The 26,596-nt window shown below is 65.7% G+C and carries 29 protein-coding genes and 1 tRNA gene; 16 read left to right on the top strand and 14 right to left on the bottom strand.

Features of this window, described 5'->3' with window-relative positions; all coding sequences use genetic code 11:
- Positions 1–91 precede the first annotated feature (91 nt).
- Complete coding sequence (locus E7773_RS15215; RefSeq protein WP_293992995.1) at positions 92–520, top strand: GtrA family protein; 429 nt, start codon at positions 92–94, stop codon at positions 518–520.
- A complete protein-coding gene (locus tag E7773_RS15210; RefSeq protein WP_293992993.1) occupies positions 520–1,251 on the top strand; it encodes a class I SAM-dependent methyltransferase in 732 nt (243 codons plus the stop codon). The genes E7773_RS15215 and E7773_RS15210 overlap by 1 nt, the downstream gene beginning before the upstream one ends.
- Positions 1,252–1,254: 3 nt before the next feature.
- Here the strand turns inward: E7773_RS15210 and E7773_RS15205 are convergent, their stop codons facing one another.
- Positions 1,255–2,277 carry a glycosyltransferase family 2 protein gene (locus E7773_RS15205; protein ID WP_293992990.1) on the bottom strand — a complete coding sequence of 341 codons (1,023 nt, stop codon included), beginning with the start codon at positions 2,275–2,277 and terminating at the stop codon, positions 1,255–1,257.
- Positions 2,278–2,521: 244 nt separating this feature from the next.
- Here E7773_RS15205 and E7773_RS15200 point away from each other — a divergent pair.
- Positions 2,522–2,596: transfer RNA gene (locus E7773_RS15200), tRNA-Thr, on the top strand.
- A gap of 245 nt (positions 2,597–2,841) precedes the next feature.
- Here E7773_RS15200 and E7773_RS15195 read toward each other — a convergent pair.
- Positions 2,842–3,858 (bottom strand): hypothetical protein, encoded by a 1,017-nt coding sequence (locus tag E7773_RS15195; RefSeq protein ID WP_293992987.1) that lies wholly within the window; start codon positions 3,856–3,858, stop codon positions 2,842–2,844.
- Between the two features lie 149 nt (positions 3,859–4,007).
- On the opposite strand from E7773_RS15195, the gene E7773_RS15190 reads away from it, so the two are divergent.
- From E7773_RS15190 to E7773_RS15180, 3 genes are read left to right on the top strand one after another with little or no spacing between them, the layout of a single operon-like run.
- The gene (locus E7773_RS15190) at positions 4,008–5,252 is read left to right on the top strand and encodes a nucleotidyltransferase (protein WP_293992984.1); all 1,245 of its coding nucleotides are present in this window, start codon (positions 4,008–4,010) and stop codon (positions 5,250–5,252) included.
- Complete coding sequence (locus tag E7773_RS15185; RefSeq protein ID WP_293992981.1) at positions 5,249–5,734, top strand: hypothetical protein; 486 nt, start codon at positions 5,249–5,251, stop codon at positions 5,732–5,734. The genes E7773_RS15190 and E7773_RS15185 overlap by 4 nt, the downstream gene beginning before the upstream one ends.
- Complete coding sequence (locus tag E7773_RS15180) at positions 5,703–6,749, top strand: CBASS cGAMP-activated phospholipase (protein ID WP_293992979.1); 1,047 nt, start codon at positions 5,703–5,705, stop codon at positions 6,747–6,749. The genes E7773_RS15185 and E7773_RS15180 overlap by 32 nt, the downstream gene beginning before the upstream one ends.
- Positions 6,750–6,834: 85 nt before the next feature.
- Here E7773_RS15180 and E7773_RS15175 read toward each other — a convergent pair whose 3' ends face one another.
- Positions 6,835–8,106, bottom strand: a complete 1,272-nt coding sequence (locus E7773_RS15175; RefSeq protein ID WP_293992976.1) for a hypothetical protein — start codon at positions 8,104–8,106, stop codon at positions 6,835–6,837.
- Positions 8,107–8,337: 231 nt separating this feature from the next.
- Here E7773_RS15175 and E7773_RS15170 point away from each other — a divergent pair, with 231 nt between their 5' ends.
- Both E7773_RS15170 and E7773_RS15165 read left to right on the top strand, forming a co-directional pair.
- The gene (locus E7773_RS15170) at positions 8,338–8,805 is read left to right on the top strand and encodes a hypothetical protein (RefSeq protein ID WP_293992974.1); all 468 of its coding nucleotides are present in this window, start codon (positions 8,338–8,340) and stop codon (positions 8,803–8,805) included.
- Positions 8,806–8,906: 101 nt separating this feature from the next.
- Positions 8,907–10,646 (top strand): ATP-binding protein, encoded by a 1,740-nt coding sequence (locus E7773_RS15165; RefSeq protein ID WP_293992972.1) that lies wholly within the window; start codon positions 8,907–8,909, stop codon positions 10,644–10,646.
- Positions 10,647–10,697: 51 nt separating this feature from the next.
- On the opposite strand, the gene E7773_RS15160 is transcribed toward E7773_RS15165, so the two are convergent.
- The 5 genes from E7773_RS15160 to E7773_RS15140 all read right to left on the bottom strand — a co-directional run bounded on the left by E7773_RS15160 (position 10,698) and on the right by E7773_RS15140 (position 12,936).
- Positions 10,698–10,889: a KOW motif-containing protein gene (locus E7773_RS15160; protein WP_293992969.1), complete on the bottom strand. Its 192-nt coding sequence runs from the start codon at positions 10,887–10,889 to the stop codon at positions 10,698–10,700.
- Between the two features lie 33 nt (positions 10,890–10,922).
- Positions 10,923–11,354 (bottom strand): YciI family protein, encoded by a 432-nt coding sequence (locus tag E7773_RS15155; protein WP_293992967.1) that lies wholly within the window; start codon positions 11,352–11,354, stop codon positions 10,923–10,925.
- Positions 11,347–11,853 (bottom strand): hypothetical protein, encoded by a 507-nt coding sequence (locus E7773_RS15150; RefSeq protein WP_293992965.1) that lies wholly within the window; start codon positions 11,851–11,853, stop codon positions 11,347–11,349. Before E7773_RS15150 ends, E7773_RS15155 begins: the two co-directional genes overlap by 8 nt.
- An 88-nt stretch (positions 11,854–11,941) precedes the next feature.
- Positions 11,942–12,277: a hypothetical protein gene (locus tag E7773_RS15145; protein ID WP_293992963.1), complete on the bottom strand. Its 336-nt coding sequence runs from the start codon at positions 12,275–12,277 to the stop codon at positions 11,942–11,944.
- Positions 12,277–12,936: an SRPBCC domain-containing protein gene (locus E7773_RS15140; RefSeq protein ID WP_293992960.1), complete on the bottom strand. Its 660-nt coding sequence runs from the start codon at positions 12,934–12,936 to the stop codon at positions 12,277–12,279. Before E7773_RS15140 ends, E7773_RS15145 begins: the two co-directional genes overlap by 1 nt.
- Before the next feature lie 83 nt (positions 12,937–13,019).
- On the opposite strand from E7773_RS15140, the gene E7773_RS15135 reads away from it, so the two are divergent.
- The 5 genes from E7773_RS15135 (at position 13,020) to E7773_RS15115 (ending at position 16,775) form a co-directional block, all read left to right on the top strand.
- A complete protein-coding gene (locus tag E7773_RS15135) occupies positions 13,020–14,129 on the top strand; it encodes a hypothetical protein (protein ID WP_293992958.1) in 1,110 nt (369 codons plus the stop codon).
- A gap of 24 nt (positions 14,130–14,153) precedes the next feature.
- Positions 14,154–14,720, top strand: a complete 567-nt coding sequence (locus E7773_RS15130; RefSeq protein ID WP_293992955.1) for an SRPBCC domain-containing protein — start codon at positions 14,154–14,156, stop codon at positions 14,718–14,720.
- Positions 14,721–14,771: 51 nt separating this feature from the next.
- On the top strand, positions 14,772–15,392 hold the full coding sequence (locus tag E7773_RS15125; protein ID WP_293992953.1) for a TetR/AcrR family transcriptional regulator: 621 nt from the start codon (positions 14,772–14,774) through the stop codon (positions 15,390–15,392).
- Positions 15,393–15,404: 12 nt separating this feature from the next.
- On the top strand, positions 15,405–16,508 hold the full coding sequence (locus E7773_RS15120) for a serine hydrolase domain-containing protein (RefSeq protein WP_293992950.1): 1,104 nt from the start codon (positions 15,405–15,407) through the stop codon (positions 16,506–16,508).
- Between the two features lie 84 nt (positions 16,509–16,592).
- Positions 16,593–16,775, top strand: coding sequence for a hypothetical protein (locus E7773_RS15115; RefSeq protein WP_293992947.1), 183 nt, complete (start codon positions 16,593–16,595; stop codon positions 16,773–16,775).
- Between the two features lie 68 nt (positions 16,776–16,843).
- Here E7773_RS15115 and E7773_RS15110 read toward each other — a convergent pair whose 3' ends face one another.
- From E7773_RS15110 to E7773_RS15090, 5 genes are all read right to left on the bottom strand, one after another.
- Positions 16,844–18,313, bottom strand: coding sequence for a TM0106 family RecB-like putative nuclease (locus E7773_RS15110; protein WP_293992945.1), 1,470 nt, complete (start codon positions 18,311–18,313; stop codon positions 16,844–16,846).
- Positions 18,314–18,421: 108 nt separating this feature from the next.
- Positions 18,422–18,769 (bottom strand): hypothetical protein, encoded by a 348-nt coding sequence (locus tag E7773_RS15105; RefSeq protein WP_293992942.1) that lies wholly within the window; start codon positions 18,767–18,769, stop codon positions 18,422–18,424.
- A 14-nt stretch (positions 18,770–18,783) separates the two neighbouring features.
- On the bottom strand, positions 18,784–20,052 hold the full coding sequence (locus E7773_RS15100; RefSeq protein ID WP_293992939.1) for a hypothetical protein: 1,269 nt from the start codon (positions 20,050–20,052) through the stop codon (positions 18,784–18,786).
- 127 nt (positions 20,053–20,179) lie between these two features.
- Positions 20,180–21,313 carry a hypothetical protein gene (locus tag E7773_RS15095; RefSeq protein ID WP_293992936.1) on the bottom strand — a complete coding sequence of 378 codons (1,134 nt, stop codon included), beginning with the start codon at positions 21,311–21,313 and terminating at the stop codon, positions 20,180–20,182.
- A 94-nt stretch (positions 21,314–21,407) separates the two neighbouring features.
- Positions 21,408–21,662 carry a hypothetical protein gene (locus E7773_RS15090; RefSeq protein WP_293992933.1) on the bottom strand — a complete coding sequence of 85 codons (255 nt, stop codon included), beginning with the start codon at positions 21,660–21,662 and terminating at the stop codon, positions 21,408–21,410.
- A 95-nt stretch (positions 21,663–21,757) separates the two neighbouring features.
- On the opposite strand from E7773_RS15090, the gene E7773_RS15085 reads away from it, so the two are divergent.
- Positions 21,758–22,264, top strand: coding sequence for a GNAT family N-acetyltransferase (locus tag E7773_RS15085; protein ID WP_293992931.1), 507 nt, complete (start codon positions 21,758–21,760; stop codon positions 22,262–22,264).
- 202 nt (positions 22,265–22,466) lie between these two features.
- Here E7773_RS15085 and E7773_RS15080 read toward each other — a convergent pair whose 3' ends face one another.
- On the bottom strand, positions 22,467–22,952 hold the full coding sequence (locus tag E7773_RS15080) for an outer membrane beta-barrel protein (RefSeq protein WP_293992928.1): 486 nt from the start codon (positions 22,950–22,952) through the stop codon (positions 22,467–22,469).
- A gap of 342 nt (positions 22,953–23,294) precedes the next feature.
- Between E7773_RS15080 and E7773_RS15075 the strand changes: the two genes are divergently transcribed.
- Both E7773_RS15075 and E7773_RS15070 read left to right on the top strand, forming a co-directional pair.
- Positions 23,295–25,625: a hypothetical protein gene (locus tag E7773_RS15075; RefSeq protein ID WP_293992925.1), complete on the top strand. Its 2,331-nt coding sequence runs from the start codon at positions 23,295–23,297 to the stop codon at positions 25,623–25,625.
- On the top strand, positions 25,625–26,374 hold the full coding sequence (locus E7773_RS15070) for a hypothetical protein (protein ID WP_293992922.1): 750 nt from the start codon (positions 25,625–25,627) through the stop codon (positions 26,372–26,374). Before E7773_RS15075 ends, E7773_RS15070 begins: the two co-directional genes overlap by 1 nt.
- Positions 26,375–26,596 lie beyond the last annotated feature (222 nt).

The following is a 26,596-nucleotide window of genomic DNA, read 5'->3' as shown; positions in this document are numbered from 1 at the left end:
CAGGTCCGCCCCGCGCTGTTCGATACTCGTCAAAATGCTTCCCTCACGCCCGAACGCGCATTAGGGCGGCGCACGGTTTTTAGGCAAGCGCGTGACGGCAATCCTCAAACAATTCGGTTCGTGGCGCGACAGCGGACTGCTCGGCCAGCTGGTCCGCTTCGGCATTTCCGGCGGGCTGTCGACGCTGATCTACACCGCGGTCTATGCCCCGCTGACGCTGTTCGTGTTCAAGGGCGCGCACGCCGTATGGGCGGTGCCGTTCGCGTTCGCGGTGGCGGTGACCGCGGGCTATTTCCTTCACAGCCGCTGGAGCTTTCGCGGCCACGGCACGCGCGATCCGGGCGCGACGCAAAAAGCCAAGTTCGTCGCCGTCCAGGCATCGGGCATGGCGCTGAACGCGCTGATCACCTGGATCGGCACCGCGTGGTTCCACCTGCATCCGCTAATACCGCTGCTTCCGGCGATTGCCGTGGCGACGGTCTTCACCTTCATCCTCAACCGCTGGCTGGTTTTCTCGTAATGGACCGTATCGTCTACGACCGCATGGCCGAGCATGATTCGACGCACTGGTGGTACACCGCGCGCCGCGATGTGCTGCACGATTACGTCGCGCGTTATGCCGATCTGCCGAAGAACGCGCGGATCCTGGAGATCGGCTGCGGCACGGGGCACAATCTGGCGATGCTGCAGGAATTCGGGACGGTCGATGCGATCGAGATCGACCCCGCCGCGCGCGACATCGCCTCGAAACGGCTCGGCAAGCCGGTCAGCGACGCGCCGCTTCCCGCGCTGCCCGGGATCGCGCGGGCTGCGTACGACATGATCGCGGTGCTCGACGTGGTCGAGCATATCGAGGACGATGTCGCCGCGCTGACGGCGATGCGCGAATGCCTCAAGCCCGGCGGCAAAATCCTGATCGCGGTGCCAGCGCACCAATGGATGTGGTCGGCGCACGATGTCGTGAACCACCATTATCGTCGCTATTCGAAAGCCGGCTTGAAGGCCGCGATCGACGCGGCGGGGCTCGCGCCGAAGAAGCTTGGTTACTTCAACTCATTGCTGTTCCCGCTCGCCGCCGCGGCGCGCGTCGCAGGGCGGATGACCGGGCGCGACGACAGCGACGATTCGCCGCCGGCGAAACCGCTCAACAAGGCGTTCGAAGCGATCTTCCGGCTCGAGCGCCACTTGGTCGGGCGCGTCCCGATGACGCCCGGCGTGTCGATCCTGACGCTGGCGGTGCCGAAGCCCTGAGCCTTATTCGGCGGGCTGGTCCGGCGCGGTCGGCGCAACCGACACGTTGTGACCATCGCCGGCGCGATAGCCGAGCTTTGCGGTCCCTTGTACCGGCCCCGCGATATCGCTGACGAGGTAGAGCGGCCGCCGCTTGCTCTCGACATAGAGCCGCCCGAGATACTCGCCGATCATCCCGAGCACGAACATCTGCGCCGCGCCCAGCAGCACCACGATGAACGCGAGACTGGTCCAGCCCGGCACCGCGTGCCCCGAAAAGAAACCGTAGGCGATGTACAGCAGCAGCAGGAACGAGAGGCCGATCAACGCCAGCCCGAAATGGCTCGCCATCGTCAGCGGCTTGGTCGAAAACCCGGTCATCGCGTCGAACGCCAGCCGCAGCATCTTCGACAGCGGGTAATTGGTCTCGCCCGCGAAGCGCTCGGCGCGGTCGTACGGGAACGGCACTTGGCGGAAGCCGATCCACGCGACCATCCCGCGAATGAACCGCGCCTGTTCGGGGAGCGACAGGAATGCATCGAGCGCCCGCCGGCTCATCAGCCGGAAATCGCCGGTGTCGAGCGGGATCGGCGTGTCGGTGACGCGGTCGAGCAGGCGGTAGAACGCCGCCGCGGTCGCTTTCTTGAAGAAGGTCTCGCCCTCGCGCGACCGCCGCACAGCATAGACGACATCCGCTTCGTTCGATGCCATGCTCGCGCGCATCCCGCCGAGCAGTTCGGGGGGATCCTGCAGGTCGGCGTCGATGATCAGGATCTGTTCGCCGCTGCACAGGTCGAGCCCCGCGGTCAGCGCCAGCTGGTGGCCGTGGTTGCGCGACAGGTTGATCGCGACCAGCCGCGGGTCGCCCGCCGACAGCCGTTGCATGATCGGCCAGCTGTCGTCCTTCGACCCGTCGTTGATCAGGACGAGCTCGTAATCCTCACCGACCTCGGCCTTGGCCGCGGCGCTGACGCGCGCATGGAGCTGCGGCAGCGACAGTGCTTCGTTATAGCAAGGGACGACGATCGAAAGCGTGGGACGGTGCATGGCCGCGGCTTCTAGTCGTCCGCGCGGCCCGCGTCATCGGGTTTCGTGATCGGCACCGATGCGGCCCCACGCGCCTGTTCCTTGCGCCGTTTCAAATTGGCGCGGAGCTGTGCGGCCAGGCGCGCCGCCCGTTCGTCATTGGCTGGCATGACGCACGCCTAAACCCCCTTGGCGCGCCTTGACAATATGGGGAGCGGCGGCGATAGGCGCGCCTCCGTTGTGGACCTGCGGTCCGGACGTGAGTGCTGCCGTAGCTCAGTGGTAGAGCGCATCCTTGGTAAGGCTGAGGTCGTGAGTTCAATCCTCACCGGCAGCACCATTTTTCAATGACTTAGCCCGCGAGGCGGGCCCTCGGCCCAGGTCCGGCTATCACCGGGCTATCACGGCACCGGCGCACGGGGCCGCCAAGGACACCTCGGTTCTTTCCGCAAACCGTCGATAACATCGCATCCACCGACGGGCGGGTGGGTTGCGCGAAGTGCAAGTTCGTCGCCGCCCTGCGGATCCAGATCATACCGTGGTGCCGGCGTAGCAATACCGACGCCGTTCTCTTGTTGCCGCGGCCTACAGCTTTACTCCTGCCATTGTCGCGATGTCCTCAAGCGCTCGGGACAAGTTGCGAAGCAGGATGGTCTTCTGCGGATCGCCGCTCTGCAGTTCGCGAACCTCCGCCATGGGCGCATTCTTCAGCGCTTCGGTCGCCCGCTTGATGTTGGCGAACAGGTCGCTGCCGATGGTCGGATCCTTCGACGCGAGCACGGCCTCGCCAGCCGCAAATCCTGTGGTGCTGAGCGCCGCCTCAGCATCGGGGTCAAGGAGGATGTTCTCGAGGCGACGCACGTGACCGGGCTCATGGAGCCGCTTCTTGGCGACCCACTCGAAGAACTTCGATCGGAAATCGTCAATGTCCTCATCGAACCTCTGCTTCAGGCCCTTCTTGCGCACCATCTCGTGAAACAGCGAAAACCGGGTGATGTAGCTAGGATCGCTGTGCACCTGCAGGAAGGCGGTCATCGCGTCATAGGCGGCCAGGAACTCCGACACCTTCGAACGGCTGAGGCGAAGATTCGCGACCAGCCAGTCGTATGTCTTACCCGAGACGTTGTGGAGTTCGTGGATGCTCTTCGCCTGCGAATAAGGATCCCAACTGATCTTCTTAGCGACATGCTCGTTCGCCATCATCACCGCGACGTCGTCTTCGGTCAGGTTGGCGTCGAAAATCTTGGCCGGGATGCGGTCGAAGCGGTTGTCGCCCTGATTCTGCAACTTCAGCTTCTTGCTGCTGGCGGTGCGGCAATTGCCCTCGCGGACAACCATCTTGCCGTCGGCAAGGCGCTGCACGATTACGTGTTCGCGCACACCGCCGTTGGCGAAGATCGAGTCCGCCAGCGCCTTGACCTGATCCTTCTCCCACAATGCCTCCAGCACATCCGTCTGGCTCGGGTTGTCCCCGAATCGGTGACCAAGCAGGTAATCGATTCGTGGATTCTTAGGGTCCAGCAGTAGGTCGTCGACGTCGATTCGCGCGATCTCGTATGGAACCTGCTTGCCCTGAAGGGTGATATGGTCGGTGATCGCCAAAGGTCTTCCTCGGTCAGTTGGAGCCAACGGCTCCAATAGCGCCGAAAAACGAGAGTATCAAGCGGTATCGGGCGGTATCACTTGCGAAATCGATACCGTGCGGTATTAACCGTGTTCTGCCAGCGCCCTGGCAACCAAGGAACACGACAATGACCTATCAATCCCCCTTTGAACGACCGCTGCCCATGCCGACGCCGGCGGACGCGATGCTGATGGACGTGGCACGCCGGGTCCAGCTCTCGCCGACCAAGCATGACGAGGCGCAGCGCCATCACCGCGCGCTATGCGAGCACGTCGACCGACTCGGCAGCCCCCTGGAGGGTCTGGTCGTGGCGTGCTACCCGGGAGGCAGCTTCGCCACCGGCACCGCGATCGCGTCGAGCGTGTCCAAGGACCAGCACGACGTGGACGGTGTCATGGAGCTCGATCTCCCGCCCCTCAGCGATCCGAAGTGGGTGCTCCAGCTCCTGTTCGAGGCGATCAACGGCGACCCGGGCAGCCGATACCACGGGCGCGTGGCCCTCAACAGCCGCTGCGTCACCATCACCTACGACGACGGCGTGCGTGTCGACCTGATGCCCATCGTGCGCATCGCCGGCCAACCCGAGAAGGCCGGCAACCTCTTCCACTCGCGACCGGAATCGGGCGAGAGCTACCACAAGCCTGTTAACCCCTGGGGCTTCGCCGAGCACTTCAACGCGGAGACCGCGGTGGATCCCGTCTTCGCGGCGATTTTCGAGTCGCGTGCCGGGCGGGACGGCATGGTCGTCGCCAAGGCGCAGACCGACCCGGTGCCGGACCACGTGCCGCTGTCGGAGAAGGCGGCCCGTGTCGTCGCCCTTCAACTGATCAAGCGCGCGCGCGATGTCCGCTTCCGCCGCCGCGAGGGCCGTAAGCCCCCTTCCATCGTGCTGGCGGCGCTTGCACTGGAGGTCGCGCCAGCCGGGGCCGGGCTGCTCGAAGAAGTCGCTTCGATCGCCACGCACATCGCCGACCGCCTCGAACGCGAGGGGAAGCTCGGACGCGTGATCGACGTCCGCAATCCCGCCTTCACGCCGGATATCTTCAGCGACCGCTGGCCCAAGTCCCTCTCCGCTCAGAGCATATACGCGCAGGACCTGCGCTACCTCGTCCGTCAGCTCGCTCGCCTGCGCAACGAGAACGCGTCGCTCACCGAGACGCGCTCGATCCTCGACGACCTGTTCGGCGAGACCGCCGCCGGCTTCGCGGTCGAGCGGCTGTTGGAGTCGACGCGCCGGGCGATGGAGGACGGTTCGATGCGCTTCGGCACGACCGGCCGGGTGCTGACCGGCGCGGCGGCGACCGCTGCGGCCGCCACGGCGACTCCCGCACGCGCCAGCACGAACATGGGGGGCGGGGACCTGACCCCGTGATCGGCATCGACGAGCAGATTGCCGCGATGGCGGACCGGTGGCCTTCCTTCGCGGTCACCGCGCAGGACGGCCGGCGGGTGGAATGGGAGGGCACGCTGGAGCCGGTGCAGCGACGATACCGCGTGCGCATCGGCTACCAGCTGCCATACGCCATCGAGATGTTCACGATCGTCGAGGTCCAGCCGCGCGTTCAGGTCCTCGCGCCCAAGCTCGAACGCCATCCTGAATTCGAGGAGGGGCCGGTGCCGCACGTCTACGGCAACCCGCAGGATCGCAGTCTGCCGTTCCTTTGCCTTTTCGACCCCTATTCGGGAGAATGGTCGCCGGGCGACCTAATCGCGGCCACGACGGTACCATGGACGAGCCGATACCTTTATTTCTACGAAGGTTGGCTGGTAACCGGCAAATGGCTCGGCGGCGGCCGGCACCCGACCGACGAGGAGCTTGGCGATGACGAACGCAAGATCATCGCGGCGGTCTGAGGGGACGCTGCAGCGCCGCCGGGAGAAGCTGCCATGGCCCCGCGACCGGCGCTTCCGGATCCTATCGATCGACGGCGGTGGCATACGCGGCATCCTTCCGGCGACGTTGCTCGCCGACATCGAGCAGCGTTATTGCAACGGCGTGCCGATCGGCGAACATTTCGACCTGATCGCTGGGACGTCGACCGGCGGCATCATCGCGCTGGCCCTGGCGATCGGATTGCCGGCGTCGAGGATCGCTAGCGTGTATGCCGAACACGGCGATGAGATCTTCCCCGCGCCCAAGCGCTTCCGGGCCGCGCGGCGACTGATCGCCGGGATCAGCTCGTTGCGTAGCTACAAGTATGACCGCGAACCGCTGGAGCGCGAACTGCGCCAGGTCTTCGGCAACGCGACAATGGGTGACGCAACGCGCCGGCTGTGCGTGCCCTCGTTCGACGGCTTCACCGAGGTGAACGTGTTCAAGACCCCGCATCACCCGGACTTCAAGCTGGATTGGCGCGAGGAACTGGTCACCGTCGCGCTGGCGACGTCGGCGGCGCCGACTTTCTTCTCCGTATATGCTAACGGCGACAGGCGGTTCGCGGACGGGGGCGTTTGGGCGAACAACCCGGTCATGATTGGCCTGGTCGATGCGCTGACCTGCAACGAACTGGATGCCGGTCAGGTCGACATCCTATCCCTTGGCTGCGGGGAGTCCGAGATGATCATCTCAGATCCGCAGGTCAGGTTGGGCGGCCTGTGGCATTGGCGCGGCGTGATCGCCTCGGCGATGCACCTGGCGAGCCAGAACGCTCTCGGCCAGGCCGGCCTGCTGATAGGTCGGGATCGGCTGGTCAGGGTGGACGGCCCGCTGATGGACGTCCCGATTGCCCTCGACGATGTCACGCGGGCCATGTCGGAATTGCCGGTGATCGCGCATGGTCTAGTGGATAAGTTCGGCGACCAAATCGCCGACGTGTTCTTGCGGACCTTGGCCGACCCCTATTCCGCGTTTCACGGGCCGCGTGCCTGACCTACCACATCCCCGCAAGCCGAGCCCGAAAACACCCGCCCAGTAATTTGGGCGACAAGTAGGTCCTATGCCAATACGGGCAATATCACGCGTCCCCGACCGGCCTGCATGAAGGGAAGTCCAGTATCCGGTCGCGGTTCAGCCAGCTGTGGTATCCGCCCTCGAAACCGAGATAGTCGAGGATCAGGCGCGTGGCGATCTCGCGCGCCCAGATCACCTGCCCCGGAATCCCGCCGCCGTCGCCGACCCCGACTGGCAGCGCGCCGGTGTGGATGATGTGGTTGCGGGTGCGGATCATGTCGGCGAGCCAGCCGTCCGGGAAGTCAGTGGTCACGATCGCGCGTTCGGCCAGCAGCGCCGTCAGCTTTTCGCGGAAGCTGCGACGGTTGAGCTCGGGTAGCTTGTCGACCATGCCGGGGTCGACGCCGGCATCCTCCAAGTGCTGGCGAACTGGCCGAACGGTGCGCCTGAATGCCCTTTCGGTCTGGAACGTCTTGGCGAGACCGGGAAGTTCAACCTCGAGCAGGTTCTCGACTGCCGTCATCGCGTTCACCAGCTCCGTTTCCCAGGTCGGTCGCGGCATCGTCAGCCACCTGATCGCAGGGTCGATCCGGGCGATCTCGTCAACGCGCCCGGGAAACGTGTCGCAGGCCAGCCGGAAGATCGGCTCCATGTGCACCCAGGAGAAGGGAGCGAGGTTGGGGGGCGGAGCGGCGACCCGGCGGACGACCCGCAGGCGCTCGCGCGGTCCATCGAACAGGCGCTCGACGACGGGCGTCAGATATGAGCCGCAGGCGAATGAAAGGATGCGCGAGACATGCGTCAGCAGTCGCTCGGATCGCTCCATCCATTCGTCGCCGACGACGCCATCCCGATGGAGGAGGTGGATGAAGCCGCTCGGCCTCTGGGAATTGGCGGCTTCGTCCATGCCGCCGATCACGACGGTGCCGAGTTCGGTCTCGCGCGATATCCGGTGGACGGTGCTCAGCCTGCGCACGTGCCAGAGCTTGCTGCTGCGGGCGTATGGCTCGGCCGGGCCCCGCGTGATGTCGGCGACCGCGCACTGACCCTGATAGTCGAGCTCCTGTCCCGGAAGCGAAGTGTGGCTCTCGCTCAGGATGCTGAAGCTGTCGGAGAAGAAGGTCGCCCCATCCGCCGCTTCACCTTCGAGCGTCAGACGGTCGAGCGGCTCGGTGGGCTCGGGAAAGTGCAGCAGCCCGTGGGCCGCGTCCGTCGAGGGAAGCCGCCCCAACCTCACCGCCAGAACGCCGTCGCGGTCCACCTCGGCGGTGAACGCGATCGGCTGCCTGTGGCCGTGACCCGACAGCGTTCCCTCGAAGCGCGTCTGCTCGAACATCTGGCGACAGTGTTGTCGCCCGCGTTCCCGATCAAGGGGCCAGCGCCGCCGACGGCCGGCCCGGGACCGCTCCACCTAGTCGCGGGCCCTGCAACCTTTTCCGCGCCCGCACCCCTATCGCCCATGGATGTCGAGCGCATTGCGGTGCACCCGGCGTCCGAGTAAAAGTGTCTGGTCCGAAGACAGCCGTGTCCGCCCTGGGGGTGGCCACAGCCAGGTTGAGGAAGAGAAATGAATAACGATGTGACCGAGGCGGTCCTGCGTCTGCAGGGCGGCCTCATGAGTGGCCGCCTGCAGCCCTGGCGTGCCGAACAGACCGAGGAGGCCCTGAACGCGCTCCTCGCCAAGCCCCAACGCACCGGTGTCCCCTTCCACCTCGCCCGCAATGCGCTCAGCGACGCGCGCAAGAAGCTGCAGCGCCGTTCCGACCTGCTCGCCGACCGTGCCGCCGAGATCGACGTCATGGCCGAGACCGGCTCGACCGGCGGCGCGCCCGGCGCCGGCGGCTACGAGGTGCTGCGTCGCGAGGTGATCGACACCGTCAACCGCCGCAGCACCCCGGCCGACCGCGAGATCCTCGCCGTCGCGCTGGAGGGCGGAACCGCCGGCGACGTCGCGGCGGCGTTGGGCGTCGACTACGACATCGCGAAGGTCCGCCTCAGCCGGGCGCGCAGCCGCGCCCGGGCCGCCTGGGTCTGACCGCAGTCCCGCCCCGCGCGGCGCGCGCGGCGGGAATCCCACTGTTCAACCGCGGCCGGGACGGATCGAAGACCGCTCCAGCCAGACAAGGAGAAGAAGAGATGGCCGACGACAAGAAGGGCGTGAAGCACGACTTCCCGCACGCCCCGCTCACCCAGGCGGAGCAGGCGCTGGAAAGCTCGCGCGATTCCGGCTTCGACCTCAGCGCCGCCGCCGGCGAGCTGGTCGACAATTCCTACGAAGCCGGCGCCCAGCACATCCGGATCGCGACGATCCGCGACGACGACGGATCGATCGTGGAGCTCGGCGTCGCGGACGACGGATCGGGGATTCCACCAGACCTGCTCGCAAGCGTCCTCTCGCTCGGATACTCGAGCCGATACAACAGCAGGCAGAGCCTCGGCCGCTTCGGCATGGGCCTGAAGCTGGCGTCGCTCAGCCAGGCGCAGCGCGTCGAGGTGCACACGAAGGTGGCGGGCGACGACCGCGTCTTCAGCACCCACCTCGACCTCGCAGAGGTCAGGTCCGGCGAGCAGACCGACCTCAATGTCACCGACTCGGCCGCCTGGCCGGAGGAATTCGTCGAGCTGATGAAGAACCCGGCGACGGGTCAACCGTTCGCCTCCGGCACGCTCGTGATCTGGCGGGACATCGACCGCCTGCAGGAGGGCGGCCGCTTCGGGACGTCGGTGTCGGAGAAGGTCGTCGCGCTGCGCAAGTTCCTGGCGCGCGCCTACCGCCGGTTCATCGACAAGGGCCTGCGGATCGAGCTCGACGGCCAGGAGGTGACGCTGCACGACCCGCTGTTCCTGCTCGACAATCCCCGGGTGACGCAGAAATTCCCGGACGTGCCCAAGGCGCAGGTCATCGACAACGACGAGTTCCCGATCGACGGGAAGATCGTCAAGTGGACGGTGACGCTGCTCCCGAAGGAGTTCCGCGAGAAGCCGAACCTCGGCGGGCGCGCGACGAAGGGACGCGAGGCGTTCGCCGACCTCAACATCCCCGACAACGAGTCGAGGGTGAGCATGCTGCGCAACGGCCGCGAGATCTACTACGACCTGGTGCCGAAGCTCTACCCGGGCGGCGGCGAGAAGATCGACCGCTACATCGGCGTCGAGATCGACTTCCCGGCGACCCTCGACGAGTATTTCCAGGTCCGAAACGTCAAGCGCGGGGCCGAGCCCGTCAGCAAGCTGCGCGAGGAGCTGCGCAAGGCGCTCGAGAAGCCGATCAAGCGGGCGCGCAAGGACATCCGCGCCTATTGGCAGGAGGTCCAGCAGAAGGAGCAGGTCAAGACCGGCGACGAGCACGTCTCGGCGCACGACATCGCCGACGGTTTCGAGCAGACGGCGCCTGCCGGCCGCGCCAACCTCGACAAGACCGAGGAGGAGGTGAACCAGGCGCTCGTCGAGATCGTCGCGGACATGGGGCTCGACCCCGAGGATCCCGCGTCCGCCGAGAAGGCGAACTGGGTCCGGGACAGCTTCGACAAGCGCGCCGTGACCATCCTCAACGGGCAGTGGCCCGGCAAGGACATGCTCGACATCCGCCACCTGAGCGGCAAGGCGATCGTGTCGGTCAACGACCGCCACCCGTTCATGTCGGAGCTGGTCGCACCGCTCAAGGCGATGGCGAAGGTCGACGCCGAGGAACTGGACCTCGCCGAGGTCTCCACCCTGCTCAACCGGCTGAGCGTCGGCGTCGACCTGCTGCTCATGGCCTACGCCAAGGCGGAGAACATGCACGCCGATCCGGACGACGCATACGGCGAGCTCAGGACCCACTGGGGCCTGTTCACGGCGGGGCTGATCCGCGAGGCCGTCAAGCGCTACGGGTGAGCGTAGGGGCGCGGCCTCCGGGCCGCGCCCCCCATTCCCTTCAGGCAGGGCTCAGGCAGGCTCGCGGGTCACGCTGCGGGCCAGCGTCTTGAAGCGCACCCCGTCGTCCTGGCGAACGGTGATCGTCTTCGCGCCCGTCTTGCTGGACTTGAGGTCCTCGACGGTCCCCGCCTTCCCGGCATGGGTCCCCGCCACCACCCGGCAACGGTCACCGTTGCGTATCTCGTTCACGTCGGCAGCCACAAGCACCTCCACAGCCGTTGTCGGTTAGTCACGCTAGAGCGTCAGGCCCTCCAGCGAAGGTAGCAGCGCGGGATGGACCTCGACGCTGAAGACTCCCGCGCGGACAGAGGGGTCGGCCGCGACGATCCCCCGCGCAGCCTCGATCGACGGCGCCGACAGGATGATGATCCCCGCGATCCGGTCACGGTCCGTCAGCGGTCCCGCCAGCTTGTAGACGTGCTCGCCGACCATGCGCCTGATATAGGCCATGTGCTGCTCGAAAAGTGCGTCGGGCATCGGACCCCGGCCCGGCGCTCCGATGAGGAACACCATGAAGTAGCGCTTCATGCCGGGTGGCGCATCGTCCTGCGCCAACGCCGGTGCGCTGAAGACGAGGCCGGCAATGCAGGCCATCCGGCAAAGCCGGATCCGCAGCGCGCGTCCCCAGGCCCACCTGCTGGACGCCCGGGCGCCGACGCTACGCATGTCGTCGGTATCTGAGCACATAGGTCACGGTCCAGGTCGCACCGGCGTCCTCGGAATGCTCGCCGACCTGCTCGACCGAGGAGTCCGCGTTCCGCCGGTAAGTCATACGCCACCTCGGCTGGCCCTTGCCGGCCTCGAAGACCAACCGGTCCCCTTGCCATCGGCCGGTATAGAACTGGGTCTCGCCGCGGTTGTCGATGTAGAGCTGCCGCCAGATCCCGGCTGCCGGGTCGTAGGCGCTGATGCTCTCGCCGATGTATTCTCCCTTCGGGTCCCCGGGCGCGCGGTAGCGTTCCCGGATGCCGCAACCCTGCGATGCGGCCTCGATGACGCTCTCACCGGCCGTCCGCCGCTTGCGGACGTCGAAAACGTCCCAACGGCCGAGCCAGAAGTCGAGCCGCCGGAACTCGGCGCCCGCGCAGTCGCGCGACGGAGGGGGTCGATCGAAACCACCCGCCGCGGCGGGCTGGGCGGACTGCAGCGATAGTGCGGTCAGCAACGCAGCCGTAGCGGCGGATCTGATCGCTCCTCCGGTCAAGCGTCGCATGACCAACCGGCGTCCGCCGGGCGCAACCGGGCGCGGGCCATCAGCTGAAGAACTTGACCACCGCTCCGCCCGCTGCGCCAGCAGCGGCCGAGCCGAGTGAGCCCAGCGCGATCAGCGTTGCAGGGACGTCGCCGAGAAGATAGCTGACGCCGATGCCGATCAAGGCGCACACCCCGCCGGCGACGGCGCCGCCCAGCAGCGCGCCGGACCAGGTGTTAGCGCCGGCGAGCCAGGCGAAGCACACACCGGCGACAAGGGAAATCGTCATGCCCCCCGGCCCGAACATCGACTTAGCAGCTGGCACGTTATGCCCGATCACAACCATGACCACCTGCAGCACCACGCCCACGGTCGTCGCTATGAGAATCGAACGCATCACTTGTCCCCTCCCTTGAATCGGTTCGCCGCCGACGCCGCGTCGAGCTGGGGCTCACCCTTGGTCCAATCGACGGGGCCCTGCTCGAACCGGCGACGCAGTCCCGCCAGCGAGTAGGCGTCGCCCCACTCGAACAGCTTGTAGATCTTGTCGAAGTCGGGGCCGGGACCGTAACCCGAATTGGTCATCGTCACGCGCGTGTGGCTCGGATCGATCGCCGCGAACTCCACGATCGTCACGGTCTTCTGGAACAGCTCGGGATGCACGAAGGTCCTGGGCGCCTGCACGTTGCGCAGCACGATCAGCCGCGAAGGGACGTAGGCGACGATCTCGTTCTTGATGTTGTCCCGCTCGCCCATCCTGGCGGCCGGGTTGTAGTTCGACTCGATCATCCCGCCGATCCGCAGGTCCACCTTCGCGACCGGGACGGCCCAGCTGGCGAAACCCTCGGACGTGGCGAAGGCATCGAAAACAGCGCGCTGAGGTGCAGGCACGTCGATCGACAGCTGGATCGCCCTGTCGCCGTTACCTTCGACGAAGGACGTGTTGGTCACTCCTGCGAAGTCACGCCACGACCGCTCGCGCTCCTGTGCCGACGCCGAGCCGGACGCCGCCACCAACGCGGTCGCGCAAACCGCCAATCCCCACCTTTTCGCCATTGCATTCTCCCACTTGATCGTTCATTCAAGACACAGCTTGATTGAAAATTCAAGCAAGATGTTTCCTTCGGATGGGACGGCAGATGTCTGACGGGACAACGTGGTCCAAAAACACCCGATGGCTGCGGAGCGGCGGCGCCCTCCTCGCCGCATGCGCGCTGAATGCAAGCGGGCAGGCGAGCCAGGTTTCTGATGGGAACGCCAACGTCGCTCCGGCGTGCGAGTTGGCGCCCAGTGACAGACAGTGGATCGCCCGGGGCCTCGACGCCTGGCGCTACGCCTCCGCCAACATCACGAAGTTCAAACCCTCGCGTTCTGTCAAGGGCGTCTTCTTTGACACCAATTGCACGGTCATTGTCGACGACGCCCTGGGAACCGGCGTAGCCACTGAAGTCGGCGACACGCGGCGCCACGGAGATACCGTCCCCCTACCCGACGGCACGAAAGTGCCCGTGGCGCCCCTCTCCTTCGCGCGCGCGAGCGGCGCGACGCTGTATTTCGCGATGTCGACCCCAAGCGTCTGGCGCAGGTCAGGTGTCACGAATCCGGGCCTGGGGCTTGAAACGATGATGGTCGCCGTCCTCATCCATGAGAGCAGCCACCTCGCCCAGGCTGACACCTATGGCCGGCGCATCGAAAGACTGGCGGTCCGGAACCGGCTTCCGGAATCCTTCAATGACGATTCTCTGCAGGAACGATTCGAGGGCAACCAAGCCTTTTCCGCATCCGTGCGAGCGGAAACGAAGTTGTTGCTCTCCGCGGCCGAGGCTCGCGAAACGGCAACGGCCAGAAGGCTAATACGTCGGGCCATCGACATGATGCGCAGCAGGTCGCGGCATTACTTCGTAGGTAGGGACGCCTACTACCGGGAGGCCGAGGACGTCTGGCTCACGATGGAGGGATCCGCTCAGTGGGCGGCATTCCACTGGATCGTGGATCCTCGCGGCGGCGCATTCACCCGACAGGTCGCCATCCCGAATTTCGCGAAACGCAGCAAGTGGTGGTCGCAGAACGAGGGACTGGCGCTCTTTCTCGCCCTTGAGCGGATCGATGGTCAGCGACTTCGCGACAGCGTGTTCGGACGCGGCGACCTGACGATAGGCCAGCTGATTGAACGGGGCCTGAGCACCCCTTCGAAAATAGCGAAACCGCTACCCGACGCCGGCCGGCCGGCATCGGTAGGAGCTCGATAAGTGATCCATGGAAGGAGGATTGAGATGGTCCCGAAAGCGATGTTGGCGCTTATGGCAGTAATGGGAATAACCTCGACCGCCGCGAATGGCGCGACCGTCGCCAAGTATCCCACCGTCGAGGACACGTCCTTCGCATCGCGCGACGGGACGCGGGTTCTGCAGGAGGAGATAACGATCGACGCCCCGGCGTCCACGCTGTGGCGCGCCTACATCGATCCGGTCGAGTTTGCGCGATGGAATGCGCCCGTCTCGTCGATGGACCTGCGCGTCGGGGGCATCATGGAGGCCAGCTACGATCCCAAGGCGAAGCTGGGCGATCCGGGCAACATCCGCAACCAGATCATCACGTTCGTGCCGGAGCGGATGATCTCGTTCCGCAACGTCGCGGCGCCCCGCAACTTCTCGGCGGCGGCGGTCTTCCAGCGGACAGTCACCACCGTCCTCTTCATCCCGCTCGACGAGGGCCGCACTCGCGTGGTGGTCTCGACCTCGGGATGGCAGCGGGGCGCCACCAGCGACCAGTTGATCGGTTTCTTCCGTGACGCGAACGCCCAGCTGCTGCACCAGATGAAGCTGACCTATGGCAAGTGAGCGCCATCCGCCGCATTCCCCGACATAAGACCATTCGACAAGGAATTCCCAATGCCTGAAGGCAGAAGCCCGCTGGACACCCGCCACCGCATCCTCATGACGGCGATGGAGCTTTTCGCATCGAAGGGATACGGCTCCACTTCGGTTTCCGACATCCTGTCGCGTTCGCAGGCGAACAGCGGAAGCCTCTATCACTTCTTCCCGGGCAAGCAGGACGTCTTGGTGGGCGTGCTGGAGATGTATCGCGACGGCATCAGGCAGATGCTGCTCGACCCGGCCTGGGCCGGCATCGAGGATCCAATCGACCGCATCTTCGCGCTCCTCAACGCCTATCGGACGATGCTGGTCGAGTCCGACTGCCTATACGGTTGCCCGATCGGCAGCCTGGCCCTCGAGCTGCATGAGCCCGACCTCGCGGTCCGGCAGCTGCTCGCCGAGAACCTCGCGCAGTGGACGTCCGCCATCGTGGAATGCCTCGACGCCGCCGCCGACCGCCTGCCGACGGACCTGGACCGTCGCGCGCTTGCGGAGTTCGTCCTCACCACGATGGAGGGGGCGGTCATGCAGGCGCGCACGTATCGTGACATCGGCTTCTTTGACCGGAACGTCGCGCACCTACGCGCGCACATCGAGTCACTTGCGAACAGCCGGGGAAAGGTGGCGTCGGGCTAGAGGAGGTTCCCGGTGACAATTCGCCGCAACCTGCCGGCACTGCCTGCATGCGTGGTCGCGTTGACGCTCGCCGGGGCGCCATCGGTCGCAACCCCCTTGCGAACCGATGGCGCAGTCACCCGCCAGGCCGATGCGGAACGGATGACGTTCGCCCTTCCTTCCCTTTCGGTCGCAATCAGTCGGCCTGGCGAGGAGCGGCTCGCGGCCACGGGCCTGGCGAACATCGACGACAAGGCCACCGCGACGCCGCGGACCATCTACCGGTTCGGCTCGATCACGAAGCCGATCACCGCCGTCGCCGTCCTGCAGCTCTACGAGCGCGGACGGCTCGACCTCGACGCGCCGATCCAGCGCTATTGCCCGGACTTCCCGGTCAAGGCCCAGCCGATCACGGCCCGCCTGCTGCTCGGCCACCAGGCCGGGATCCGCGACTACGACTACAAGCGGTTCAGGGAGGAATTCCTCAGCTCGACCCCATACCCGTCCATCGCCGCATCGCTATCGATATTCGCGAACGATCCGCTGAAGTTCGAGCCCGGCTCGAAATTCCTCTACAGCAGCTGGGGCTACGTCCTCCTCGGGTGCGTCGTGGAGGGCGCGGCGCGGATGCGGTTCCAAGACTATGTCAGCCGCGAGATCCTGCGCCCCGCTCGGATGACGGATACCGGGTTCACCGAGCCCTCTTCGCGGGCCGCGACGCCCTACGGCCGGGACGGAACCGGCTTCAAGGTCAGCCCAACGGTAGACCTCAGCGATCGGGTCGCGGCCGGAGCCCTCCGCTCGACGCCCCGCGACCTGGCCCGGTTCGCCCAGGCGCTGATGGCGGGGCGGCTTCTGCGTCCAGCAACCGTCGCGCTGATGTGGACCGAGGGGCGGACCAGCGACGGCAGGCCGACCGGTTACGGCCTCGGCTGGCGCATCTCGGACGGCGGGGCTGCGGTCTGGCACGGGGGCAGCAGCGTCGGCGGCTCTTCCTTCCTGCTCATCCATCCCCGGGAGATGGCGGCCACCGCGTTCGCCACGAACGTCGACCTGTGGACCGAGGGAAGGGAACAAGTGGGAGCCCGACTCCTCGCCCTTCCCGTCGGTGCGTCGAAGGTGCCGCAGGGCCGTTGAACGAATTCGCCTCGGCGGGCCGTCCGTAGGGCATTCTTAACCCGTCGGGGCCACGTTCGCCCTCGACGAGATCCGGAGCGAACGATGAGCTTCACCGAAGAAGAGAGAGCCGCCTGGCATGCAGCGCGCCGTCGCGGGTCCGCGGCGACCATCGATGCGGAGGGCCCGCCGCGGCACGTCTGCCTTCATTGCGGCAATGCGTTCGGCGTCAATGAAGGGACCGTGACCGAAGAGGCGGCCCTATGCGACGTATGCAACGGCGACTAGCGGTTCCGTAGCTCGGCGTGCTGGCACCGAGGCACCTGCCTGGCCTGGGAATGCCGCCACGCGTGGCATCAGGCGAGTGCCCGGATGCCGTCGAGGAGCACGATGGTCGCGCGGCAGTCGTCCTCGTTGTAGTCCACGATGCGCTGACGCACCGCGGTGTCGCCGGTCTCGACCCAGCGGTGATACCACTCGATCGACGCGGCCCCCGACGGATCGGTGTCACGCCACGCGAACCCGAGATACTTGGCGAGCGTCTTGATCGAGTGGTTGCGCGTCGGCCACTCCGTGGCCTTCGTGACCACGTCGAAATAGAGATCGACCGACCTGGGATACGTGAAGAGCGCCTCCACCTCATCGGGCCCGCACACATCGGGGTAGCGGGACTGCAGCTTGCGATACATCGTCCGCTCGTATTTCGAGTAGTAGTAGACGACGGCCTCGGGTCGCGCCGCGAGGAACGCCATGGCCTCGGCGAAGGCGCGGCGTTCGTCCTCGGCGGTGGCCCCCTCGGCGAATATCCCGGTGAACCGGTCCGTAGCCGGATCATGGTCGCGGCGCTCGACGAACCCATGGAGGTAGACCAGGTCTCGCATCGGATCGGCCTCGATGTCGAAGAACACCTCGAGCGGACTGACCGGCAGCTCGACCGGCGCCCGCAGGTAGGGTCGGGCGTCGGGGTCTGAGAGCAGGCGGGCCCTCGCCTGGAACAGCCGCAACCGCTCGGGACCCAGGCCCGGAAACGCCGTGCGCTTCCCTTGGACCAGGGCGTCTGGATCGCAGGTCGCGAACGCGCCGACGGAACTTACCACCGGCATCATCCTGTCGCGCAGCGCCCGCCCCAGCGACGGGATCAAGGTCAGGTCGTCGGCCGCCTCGAGTTCGCGGCGGCACACCGAGTGCCAGTGGCAGAGACCGCAGGACGCGGCCAGCGCGCCCCGCGTCTCGACGTCGCCGGCCAGCGCCGCGCGGACCTCGCCCAGACGGCGGCTGTAGAAGTCCCACCAGGTCTGCGGGTCGCGGCTCCCGCGCGCCTCGCCGAGCTCGTATCTGACCCGCTCGCCGCGAACGTCCCAGATCTCCGCGAAGCGCCCGGCGGAACGGCCCATCCGCTCCAGTATGTCGACGTAGAGGGAGACCTGGACCGCATAATGGGGCTTGAGCTTGGCACCGTCGCCGTCCCCGTCCTCGCCCCTCCCGGACTTGACGTCCGCGGGCATGTAGGCGTCGCCGACCCTGATCAGCAGGTCGGGATCGCCGAGCAGGTCATCGACCGCGATCCGACCGCCCTGGATCATCGGGACACCCGCGTCCATCGCCGCGAGCGTCGCGGCTTGCCGGTCGCCCTCGCGATCGCCGAGCAGCGCGGTGCCGCCGGGCAGCCGCGAGAAGACATCGCCCTCGAACGCCGATCCCCGTTCCCACAGCATGCGCACGAAAGGGCTGACCGCGTCGCGCTCACCCTGATCCCCGAAGGCGTCGAGCGTGACCCGGCGGGGACAGGAAACGTGGTCGTAGAGCTGGCTGGCCGTGATCTGCATTCCACCCGCATCCCTTGAGCTTTCGCCGCCATAGGGGCGCAGGCGGGCAAGAGGTTGCAGCGTCGCGGAGGAACATGTCGCCGGTGCGTCGAACCGGTCGCCGAACGGCTAGTTGCCCAGCTGGGAGGCGTCGACGTAGAATCGGGTCGCCAGGTAGGAGATCGCCACCGCCGCGACGATCACCCAGGGGACGGCGCGGCGCGCGGCCCTGTCGCGCGCATGCCGGAGTGCGAACTGATGCATGTAGAAGCGGCCCCCGGCCACGGCGCGGATGATTCCCGCCTCGAACAAGCGTCCGAACTCCCGCGCATGTCGCCGGGTCGGCGGTGCATACGGGATCGCGCTCTCCGGCCAGACCGCCTCGCGCTCGAAGAAATGATCGCGGATCCCCCGCCTCGTGCCCCGAACGCGGTCTAGCAACGTCATGAGGACGCTGCGGACGTAGGCACCGCCCATGGTGCGCGACCCGTTCACAAGGATCCCGCCGCCGTCGCGTGAGGGAGCAGCACCAACGCGTCGTAGCCGTTAATGACGGCCGACGTGCGCCCGTCGAGGCCCGCGCCACCGGCGCCGTTGACCACGGGTCGCAGCGACACAAGGTCGAACACGGTGGCCGTGTCGCCCGCCACCTCCGCAAAAGCGTCCAATGCGTAGTCGGTCGCCCCCGTCGCGGGCTGGGGCATCGAACGGAAGCTCGCCGGATCGACGACGGAATGGACGGAGCCCCTACCAGCCAGGACCGCGACCTGGAGGCAGCGCCGGCCTTCTGCCGCCGCGAGCTCGGGCACGAGTGTTCCGAGGTCGAAGACCCTCGCGTCCCCCAAACCGCGTCTGAGATGGTTTGCGCCATACTTCATCATCACCCGCGCGGAACGGCGTTCGGCCCGGATGCCCCGATACAGGCGGAGGAAGTTGGCGCGCTGGAAGTCGGCACGCATCTGGTTCGACCGCCAGCGCTGACCGCCGACGAACAGACGGTTTATCTCCATCGTCGTCCGCAGCGTCTCGAGCAGCAGCTTCGCCGCCGGAGGCGCCGACGGCCACGCGCGCACGATCGAATCGACCGGACCGGGATCGCCGCCGAAGCCCAGCAGCCTTCCCACGTCGCGCGACGCCGCCGCATCGGCACGCCGACGAAGGGCGTCGTCGAGGACCGCGGCGATCATGGCCGCCTGCGGCGTATGCTCCGCCAGCCTCTCCAGCTCCTCCAGGATCCGCCGCGTGGCGAACGGCTCGTAATCCGTTCCGTAGACGACGCGCCTGTCGCGGGGCGCATTCGCCCTGACGCGCGCGAGGAATTCCGCCTCCTGTCGCCATCCGTAGAAGGCAACCCCGAAGGCGTCGCCGTCGATCCACCGGGCGAGACGCCCGACGCCGCCGTCGGCGAGGGCGAGGTCCATCATCCGCGCGGCTGGATCGGAGACCTCGATGAACAGCCGCGCGTCGCCACGCGCCGCCAGTGAATCGAACAGCTGGCCGGCGAACGTCGGGATCTCGGCGACGCCGTGCTCCTCACCCAAGAGCACGAAATCAGAACCCTTCGCCGCCTGCTCGATGAACGACCATCCGCTACCGCCGAATACGCCGCCGGCCATCCTCATCGGATAGCTGCTTCGACGAATGGCCTGCAGCAGGCCACCGCCGGCATCCGCGACCTCCGCGGCATGCGCCCGTCCCGCCACCGCTAGCGGAAGGGCGAGTCCGATCGCGAGGAGCTCGCGCCTGCTCGCGTCGCTCACCACCGGCGAGGAAGCGCGCAAGATGCGAGGATCATGTAACATGACGTCCGCCGGTTTCCGAAGTGCAAGGGGTATTCCTTCGACGTCGTTCGTGGCCACCCGCGGCGGACGACCACACATTCAAGATCTACGGCTCCAGCCGCGCCTGCATTCCCCAGCCCCCGCCGTAATCCGACAGCGCCACCATCAGCTCGTTCCGCCCGGCGCGCAGCGGCAGGGCCACCTTGTCGCTAAGGCTGATTCGACCGGCGTGCCCCGCTTCGCGGTAGCCCAGCGCGTTCGCACCGGTGTAGAGCGGTCGCCCGTTGAGGAAGACGGTGACGTTGTCGCTGTAGCCGAGATCGAGCGCCCGCACGCGCGGACGGTCCGAACGGATCGTCGCTCTTGCGAAGACCAAACGTCCCGGCGCGCGTCTCGCCTCGATGTCCGCCCGCGTCGGCGGGAAGCCCGTGTAGGACGCGTAGATACGGTTCACCACAAGTATGCCGGACGGGTCAGACCGCAGGTCCCGCCAAGTCCAGTTGTCGGTGGCGGGATAGCTTGACGGATCGATCTTGCGCACGTCCAGTGAAGGCGACACCTGCCAGTCTACGATCGTGCCTTTTGCCGGAGCAGGGGTCGCGGACGGTCCCGCCGTCCCTACGAGCGGTGTCAACCTGAGGTTCGATACATAGCCGCCATCGGCTAGGGAAAAGACGCCGATCTTCCCACTTACGGGCATCTCCGACAGGTTCGGCACTACTAGCGTCGGCTTCGAGGCATCGCCGACAAATATTTTCGCGCGTGTCCCGGCGAAGACGATGCGCAGGTGGGTCCAGCGGTCGGAAGGCAACGCCGCCGCTGCCTGCGCCTCGGGATGAAGCTGCCAGGTTATCGACCCATTGAGGAAGGGATCATACTGCACGGCGTCCGCCTGCCCGCTGTGCCCGAACCGGACGTAGACCAGCTCGAAGTGCTCGCGCGACTGGACGCGGAACGCCAGGCCCAGGAATCCGCCGTTGGCCGCGGTGGGACGAAGGTCCGCTTCCAGAACGCCATCCCGGGTCTGGCCGCGCTCGAAAACGGCAACACCGCGACGAAGATGAATTGCTCTACGCCCGTCGATCTCAACGAAGGGAGAGCCTGATGGGGAGGCATCCTCCACGGTCCACTCCGGCCCGTCCACCATGACCGGCACCACGGGATCCGACCCCTCGCCCGTGGACGGAACCAGCGCCCCTCCAATTGCGATCAGCGCCGCGGCAAACCCTCCCCAGGACATTTCACACAACCCTCCACCAGGAACATGAGCTTGCAGTGTATTGATCGTTCAATCAAGTAGTTGTGTGCATCGGTGTGGTTCGCCACTTCCGATGTCACGGGTTCTCATCCGACGGACGGACGGACGCGAAGGTTTGGACGATGCCACCCACGACCGCGCCGATCACGATACCAGCGCCTGCTCCAACTAGCAGGCCATGGTTCAACGCGAGGTAGCTCGCGGACAGGGACCCCGCCAATGCGGCCGCGATGGCGCCGATGGATAGTCTCATTGTTCCCTCCCAATAGATGGCCAGCCGACCAGCCGGCGGCTCTCCGAACACCGCAGCTAAACCCGCTTGAACGATCATTCAAGTTTATTTAGCTTCGGCTTCCTCAAGGGGTAAGCTGTCACCCACCGGAACCGGGTCGCCTGCATCCCAGCGAACTTCCTGAAAGGGCTTGAATGGATAAGCGTATCTCACTGGCCGTTGCGCAGGCGACCGATCTTGCGGATCCCTCGCCGCAGCTGGAGCGCGGGATCGCGCTCGGCTTCGCGGATGGGGCGGACGGCGCGGCGGAACTGGCGGACGTGTTCGCGGCCTTCGAGCGCGTCGAACGGGCCTATCCGTGGCATTCCTGGTGGGGCGTCGCCGACGATGCTGGGATGGTCGCTGGCCTGTGCGGGTTCAAGCACTCCCCCGATCGGGACGGCCGGGTCGAGATTGCATACTTCACCTTCCCCGAAGTCGAGGGGAACGGCGTAGCGACGGGCATGGCGCGACAACTGATCGAGGTGGCGCGGGCTAACGGGGCGCGCGAGGTGATCGCCCACACGCTGCCGGAAGAAAATGCATCGACTCGCGTGCTCGACGCCAACGGATTCGCATTCGGCGGCGCCGTGATCGATCCCGAGGACGGCCCCGTCTGGTCTTGGCGGCGTTCGCTCGCCGCCCCGCCGGTCGCCAAGTGAGCGTGGAGTTGCCCCGAGCGTCTTGGATAAACGTCCGCCAGCGAAGACTGGCTTGCGTAGAAGTCGAGCGCTGACATTTTCGGCCCAGTTTCCATTGCGCTCGGCACATTTCGAGCGGGGCCCTCACCCTAGCGGACGGCTTGAGCAATCCTCGACGTTTTGGCCGAACACGGCAACCTTGCGCCGCGCTCGGCCAGAACACTCAGAAGTGGAAGCCCAGCCCCGCCGCGAGCTGATGGGATTCCAATCCCAGTTCGTAGTTGGTGTAGCGGTATTCGCCTTTTAGCGAGAGCTTCCGGGATATCGGGAACTGCACGCCTGCACCCACCCGACCGCCGTCGATCCACCGGCGGTCAAGCAACGTGCCGCCTGGCGCGTATATGGTGACCCGGGTCGTGGCGTAGCCCCCCTTCACGTATAAGAGTGTGCCCCCGGGCAGTGCCGCGCCCACTCGCACGCCGAGCGAAGCGGCATCGAAGAATTCGGCCTCGGCTCCGAGGACGACGCCACCAGTCCGTAGATCGTAACCCACGGACGCCCCTCCCTTGACGTTATTGTCGACCCGGTCTTCTCCCACGCCCGTTCCGACGAGAGCGTCCAAGTGGAAGTCATGCTTCAACTCCTGCGCGCGCGCCGGCGCGATCGCGAACCAGGCAGTGAACGCGCAAGCGACTAATACAGATTTCACAGCGGTCTCCAAAACTGGCCGCCGCGACGTGCGACGACCTCCCGCGAAGATCGAACAACTTGATTGAATAGTCAATCAAATACCGGTAGTCAGGCTCTGTAAGCGGCCATTGGATGGGGAAGGGCGTGGCTCTCCGATTGGAGCCAGTCCTTCAAGGGCTGATCGGTGTGAGGAAGGACAGTTGAGAAGCCGTGCCGATGTTTCGAATGACCGCTCCATCGAAGATGAGGAAATGCCCGGAAGTGGTCGTGTCCAAATCGACTTAGAAACACTATTCCGCTTCTAACAATCTGCGCTAGACCATTAATTCGCCGCACGGGGGTGTCGGCGCGGGGGGAATAGGTGACTGCTGAAGAATTTCTGCGCGGCAAGTTCGACGCCAAGGGATTGCCTGCCTTCGCTCCCGATGACCTCTATGAAGAGTGGTCACATTCCGCCTTTCTCAACAAAGCGACGCCGCCCACGGCTAATGGCGACCTTGCGCGGATTGCGGCCCAGCCAGACCTGAAGCGCCACTTAGCAACACTCGACACAGATTTTAGGAAGTTCAAGTTCGGCGAGGTTCAGCTTGCAGACTGGGACAAGCGCTATCAGTTCCCCCGGCACCGGACCATCAAGGCGTTCATGCGAAGACCCGATCATCGGGGCCTGTCAGAGGGAGCGATTGTCAACCGGAGCAAGGACACGATCGACGGGTGGGTGTCGGACGACTTGATTCCTGCCATCAAAGCCCGGGTCGACAGGATCACCGTGCTTATCGGCGATGTCGGGTCAGGTAAAACCACTTTCAACAAGTTGCTAAAGACCCGATATCACCCCGTGTTTCGCGGCGAGCGCATAGTCGTGAGCCGCGTTGAATATCGAAAGCTCGACGTGCACGTCGGCAAGCATTACAACCATCAGCCGAACGCGGATCAGGCTCGACGCGAAAAGCTACGTAGCTTGATAGAGCAAGTCGTCTTCTGCTCCATGTTGCGCGACCTTTTCCACGCTGGCTGGTCAGAGCTACATCAGGATCCTGAATCGACCGAGGGCGCCGCCACCTTCGCACCAACGCAGGAGTGCGCCTGGCCCGAAATCGATCTTCGCGACGCCAGCGTCCAGAACAAGCTAGTCGCGTTCGCCGAAGACCGATACGGGCCGGAAGATGAGCAAAAGGCGGCGGGCATCGACCTCGCCAAGACGATCCAGGAAGTCAAACGCGCGATCCGTGAGTTCACCTCTCCACAACTCCGTGACCGGAGGCGCTGGTATTACGAGGTGCTCGGCGATCCAGAGCGGCAGGCGCGCTTAGAACCCTTCGCGCAGTTCGTCGAGGCCGAAGGCATACAGACGTTTGTGATCTTCGACGGGCTCGACTACGTCCAGATCAGCGACTTCATTGGCTACACCCGGCATCGCGAAAACCTCGAGGCCATCGCGAGTTGGCTCACCGACGGCAACAAGGTCTGCCTGCCCCGGACGAGGGGTCATCTCTATCCGGCGTTCCAAGTAACCATGCGCCCAAACACGCATGAACTGTTCTGGCGCGACTATTCCCAAGCCTTGATCGATCTCGAGACTCCGACCTACTATATCGTCCCCGCCGAGTTCCGGGACATAGTGCGCAACGCGACCCGTGCCCCACTCTTTACGAGTGACGACGGGGTCGCCAACGTCGCGAAGGACGAGATCCTCGAATTCTTCTCCAAGATCCAAGTGCAGCTCGGCCGGGTGCTGGGCCTCCGTCCTCGCCAGATCGATGACCTATTCATGCAGAACGTGCGCTACCGGGTGCACTTCGCCCGCAACGTGCTTGAAGAACTATTCCAGCCCGCCCTCGAAACGCTGGAGAAGAGCGGCAGGGAGCGGTCGCGGGAAAACCTGCTGGAACGGTTGCGGCACGAGACCACGGAACTGCTGGAGCGCAAAGAATACCGCCTGGTCGATATGCTGCTCCACGCAAAGAACGAGCGCTTCGCCAACTTCATCAGGATCGAAGGCGACGGGATCGACCTGACGCTGCATCAGGCCGATCCCAGCTACCTTCAGAACGTGCTGCGCGACAACAACACGAAGTCCGGATACGTCGGCAACGTCTTCAACTACCACATCCCCTACGAGGGATACGACGACATCGAGTTCCTGCTCGAGAAGCTGCGGATCCTGGACCTGCTGATCGAGAGCGGGCCGGAGCCGCTCCGCGTCGAGGAGATCGTCCGCAAGTTCGAGAAGCGCGGTTGGCGCACCTCGCCGTTCTTCGATTTCTCGCTCGCGATCCTCATCCGCGAGAACATGGTCGCGGGTCACCACTTCGAGGCCGGTTCGTATGGCTACGAGGCCACGACGTTCGGGCGAATGCTGCGCGCACACCTGGTTCCGAACATGATCTATCTTGAGAACGTGTTCTTCGGCACCTTCCTGCCGCGCGGAGTCAAGCGGTTCGCGAAGGACGTCTATCGGCGCTCGTCGCAGCGGCACGAATGGGTGGCGGCTTCGATCTACCACTGCTGGCTGTTCCTGCGCCTCATCAGGACGGCGGAGCAGACAGGTCACTCCCGGTTCTTCGAGGAGATCCGGGCATCCGTCGCCGCAACGGTCGAGAGGATCATCATGGCCAAGAACGCCGACCCGAAGATCGCGGGATTCGCGCGCCGCTACATCGAGGACTTCCTCGCGCGAGCCGGCCAGTGATGGCCCCCCTGGGTATCCGGGCGTGCCGCACTGCGCTTTCAGCTGCGGCGCTGTTCGCGACTTGTGTGCTGGCCGGGACATCGAGCGCCTGCACGATCACCGCCGCCGACCGCACCGTGGTCGTGACCGGGGCGACGCCGGCAACCGCAGGAAGCCTGTGCATGTCGACGGAGGGTGGCCGAGACTGCCGCGCCGTAAGGGCCGACCCGCAGGGCGTGATCGTGGCGGATAGCAATGCACCGCTGGCAGGGCCCAGCTGGATGGAGGAGGCGCCGCGCCCCGGCATCACGAACGCCGCCGCCTGCAGCGTCCTACCGCCGACCGGTGCGGACGGACTGAAGCCGCTGGTGATCGCCCTGCTCTCTGCGTTGTTCGCATTCCTCTCGGGCATGACCGTCGCAATCTTCCCGAAATGGCTGGAACGCCGTCACCACTCGCGGGAGCTGGCGATGGGGTGGGTCGGCGAATACCTCCAAAGACTGAGCGCGTTCGAAAGGAGCGCGAGCGCGAATGCCGATCCCCTCCCTTTGCCGTTGCTAGGCAATCGGGAGGCTCACCGCCTGTCGGCGATCGCGACGCGCGCTGGGGAAATCCTGGGCGCCGCGGGGTATCTGCGCGCCTCGAGTGAGCAGGAGCGTCGAGCGCTGGTCGCCCCGATCGTTGCCGGACTGCGCCGCTATCCGGGCAAACTAGCAGAGGGTTCGGAGACGGCGGGGGCATCGCGGACAGCGGCGCCAACGAAGCCCTAAACGGCTCCGATGGAAGTCCTGACCTCTACATGAAGAATCCACACCGACCAGCTGAAGCTCAGACGTATGCTAAAACTCGGCTTCGAGGTGGTTCGGAACATCGCAGCAGGTGGTGCCCTCGACGCATCTATTTTCCGCAGATCCCGCATCTCGCGCCCGGCGACGGAAGCCGAAGGTCAACTGCAATTGCGCGGCTTGACTTTGACCTCATCCGTTGGGCGC

This window comes from Sphingomonas sp. (assembly GCF_004799495.1).
GTDB lineage: Bacteria > Pseudomonadota > Alphaproteobacteria > Sphingomonadales > Sphingomonadaceae > Sphingomonas.
Note: the sequence above shows the minus strand (reverse complement) of the source record. Positions and strands in the feature narration are given on the sequence as shown.

What these genes read in the sequence shown, in the direction of transcription:
- E7773_RS15210 (WP_293992993.1), top strand. Translation starts at nt 520, where the DNA reads ATGGACCGTATCGTCTACGACCGCATGGCCGAGCATGATTCGACGCAC.
- E7773_RS15205 (WP_293992990.1), bottom strand. Translation starts at nt 2,277, where the DNA reads ATGCACCGTCCCACGCTTTCGATCGTCGTCCCTTGCTATAACGAAGCA.
- E7773_RS15190 (WP_293992984.1), top strand. Translation starts at nt 4,008, where the DNA reads ATGACCTATCAATCCCCCTTTGAACGACCGCTGCCCATGCCGACGCCG.
- E7773_RS15180 (WP_293992979.1), top strand. Translation starts at nt 5,703, where the DNA reads ATGACGAACGCAAGATCATCGCGGCGGTCTGAGGGGACGCTGCAGCGC.
- E7773_RS15175 (WP_293992976.1), bottom strand. Translation starts at nt 8,106, where the DNA reads ATGTTCGAGCAGACGCGCTTCGAGGGAACGCTGTCGGGTCACGGCCAC.
- E7773_RS15170 (WP_293992974.1), top strand. Translation starts at nt 8,338, where the DNA reads ATGAATAACGATGTGACCGAGGCGGTCCTGCGTCTGCAGGGCGGCCTC.
- E7773_RS15165 (WP_293992972.1), top strand. Translation starts at nt 8,907, where the DNA reads ATGGCCGACGACAAGAAGGGCGTGAAGCACGACTTCCCGCACGCCCCG.
- E7773_RS15155 (WP_293992967.1), bottom strand. Translation starts at nt 11,354, where the DNA reads ATGCGTAGCGTCGGCGCCCGGGCGTCCAGCAGGTGGGCCTGGGGACGC.
- E7773_RS15145 (WP_293992963.1), bottom strand. Translation starts at nt 12,277, where the DNA reads ATGCGTTCGATTCTCATAGCGACGACCGTGGGCGTGGTGCTGCAGGTG.
- E7773_RS15140 (WP_293992960.1), bottom strand. Translation starts at nt 12,936, where the DNA reads ATGGCGAAAAGGTGGGGATTGGCGGTTTGCGCGACCGCGTTGGTGGCG.
- E7773_RS15135 (WP_293992958.1), top strand. Translation starts at nt 13,020, where the DNA reads ATGTCTGACGGGACAACGTGGTCCAAAAACACCCGATGGCTGCGGAGC.
- E7773_RS15130 (WP_293992955.1), top strand. Translation starts at nt 14,154, where the DNA reads ATGGTCCCGAAAGCGATGTTGGCGCTTATGGCAGTAATGGGAATAACC.
- E7773_RS15125 (WP_293992953.1), top strand. Translation starts at nt 14,772, where the DNA reads ATGCCTGAAGGCAGAAGCCCGCTGGACACCCGCCACCGCATCCTCATG.
- E7773_RS15115 (WP_293992947.1), top strand. Translation starts at nt 16,593, where the DNA reads ATGAGCTTCACCGAAGAAGAGAGAGCCGCCTGGCATGCAGCGCGCCGT.
- E7773_RS15110 (WP_293992945.1), bottom strand. Translation starts at nt 18,313, where the DNA reads ATGCAGATCACGGCCAGCCAGCTCTACGACCACGTTTCCTGTCCCCGC.
- E7773_RS15105 (WP_293992942.1), bottom strand. Translation starts at nt 18,769, where the DNA reads ATGGGCGGTGCCTACGTCCGCAGCGTCCTCATGACGTTGCTAGACCGC.
- E7773_RS15095 (WP_293992936.1), bottom strand. Translation starts at nt 21,313, where the DNA reads ATGTCCTGGGGAGGGTTTGCCGCGGCGCTGATCGCAATTGGAGGGGCG.
- E7773_RS15090 (WP_293992933.1), bottom strand. Translation starts at nt 21,662, where the DNA reads ATGATCGTTCAAGCGGGTTTAGCTGCGGTGTTCGGAGAGCCGCCGGCT.
- E7773_RS15085 (WP_293992931.1), top strand. Translation starts at nt 21,758, where the DNA reads ATGGATAAGCGTATCTCACTGGCCGTTGCGCAGGCGACCGATCTTGCG.
- E7773_RS15070 (WP_293992922.1), top strand. Translation starts at nt 25,625, where the DNA reads ATGGCCCCCCTGGGTATCCGGGCGTGCCGCACTGCGCTTTCAGCTGCG.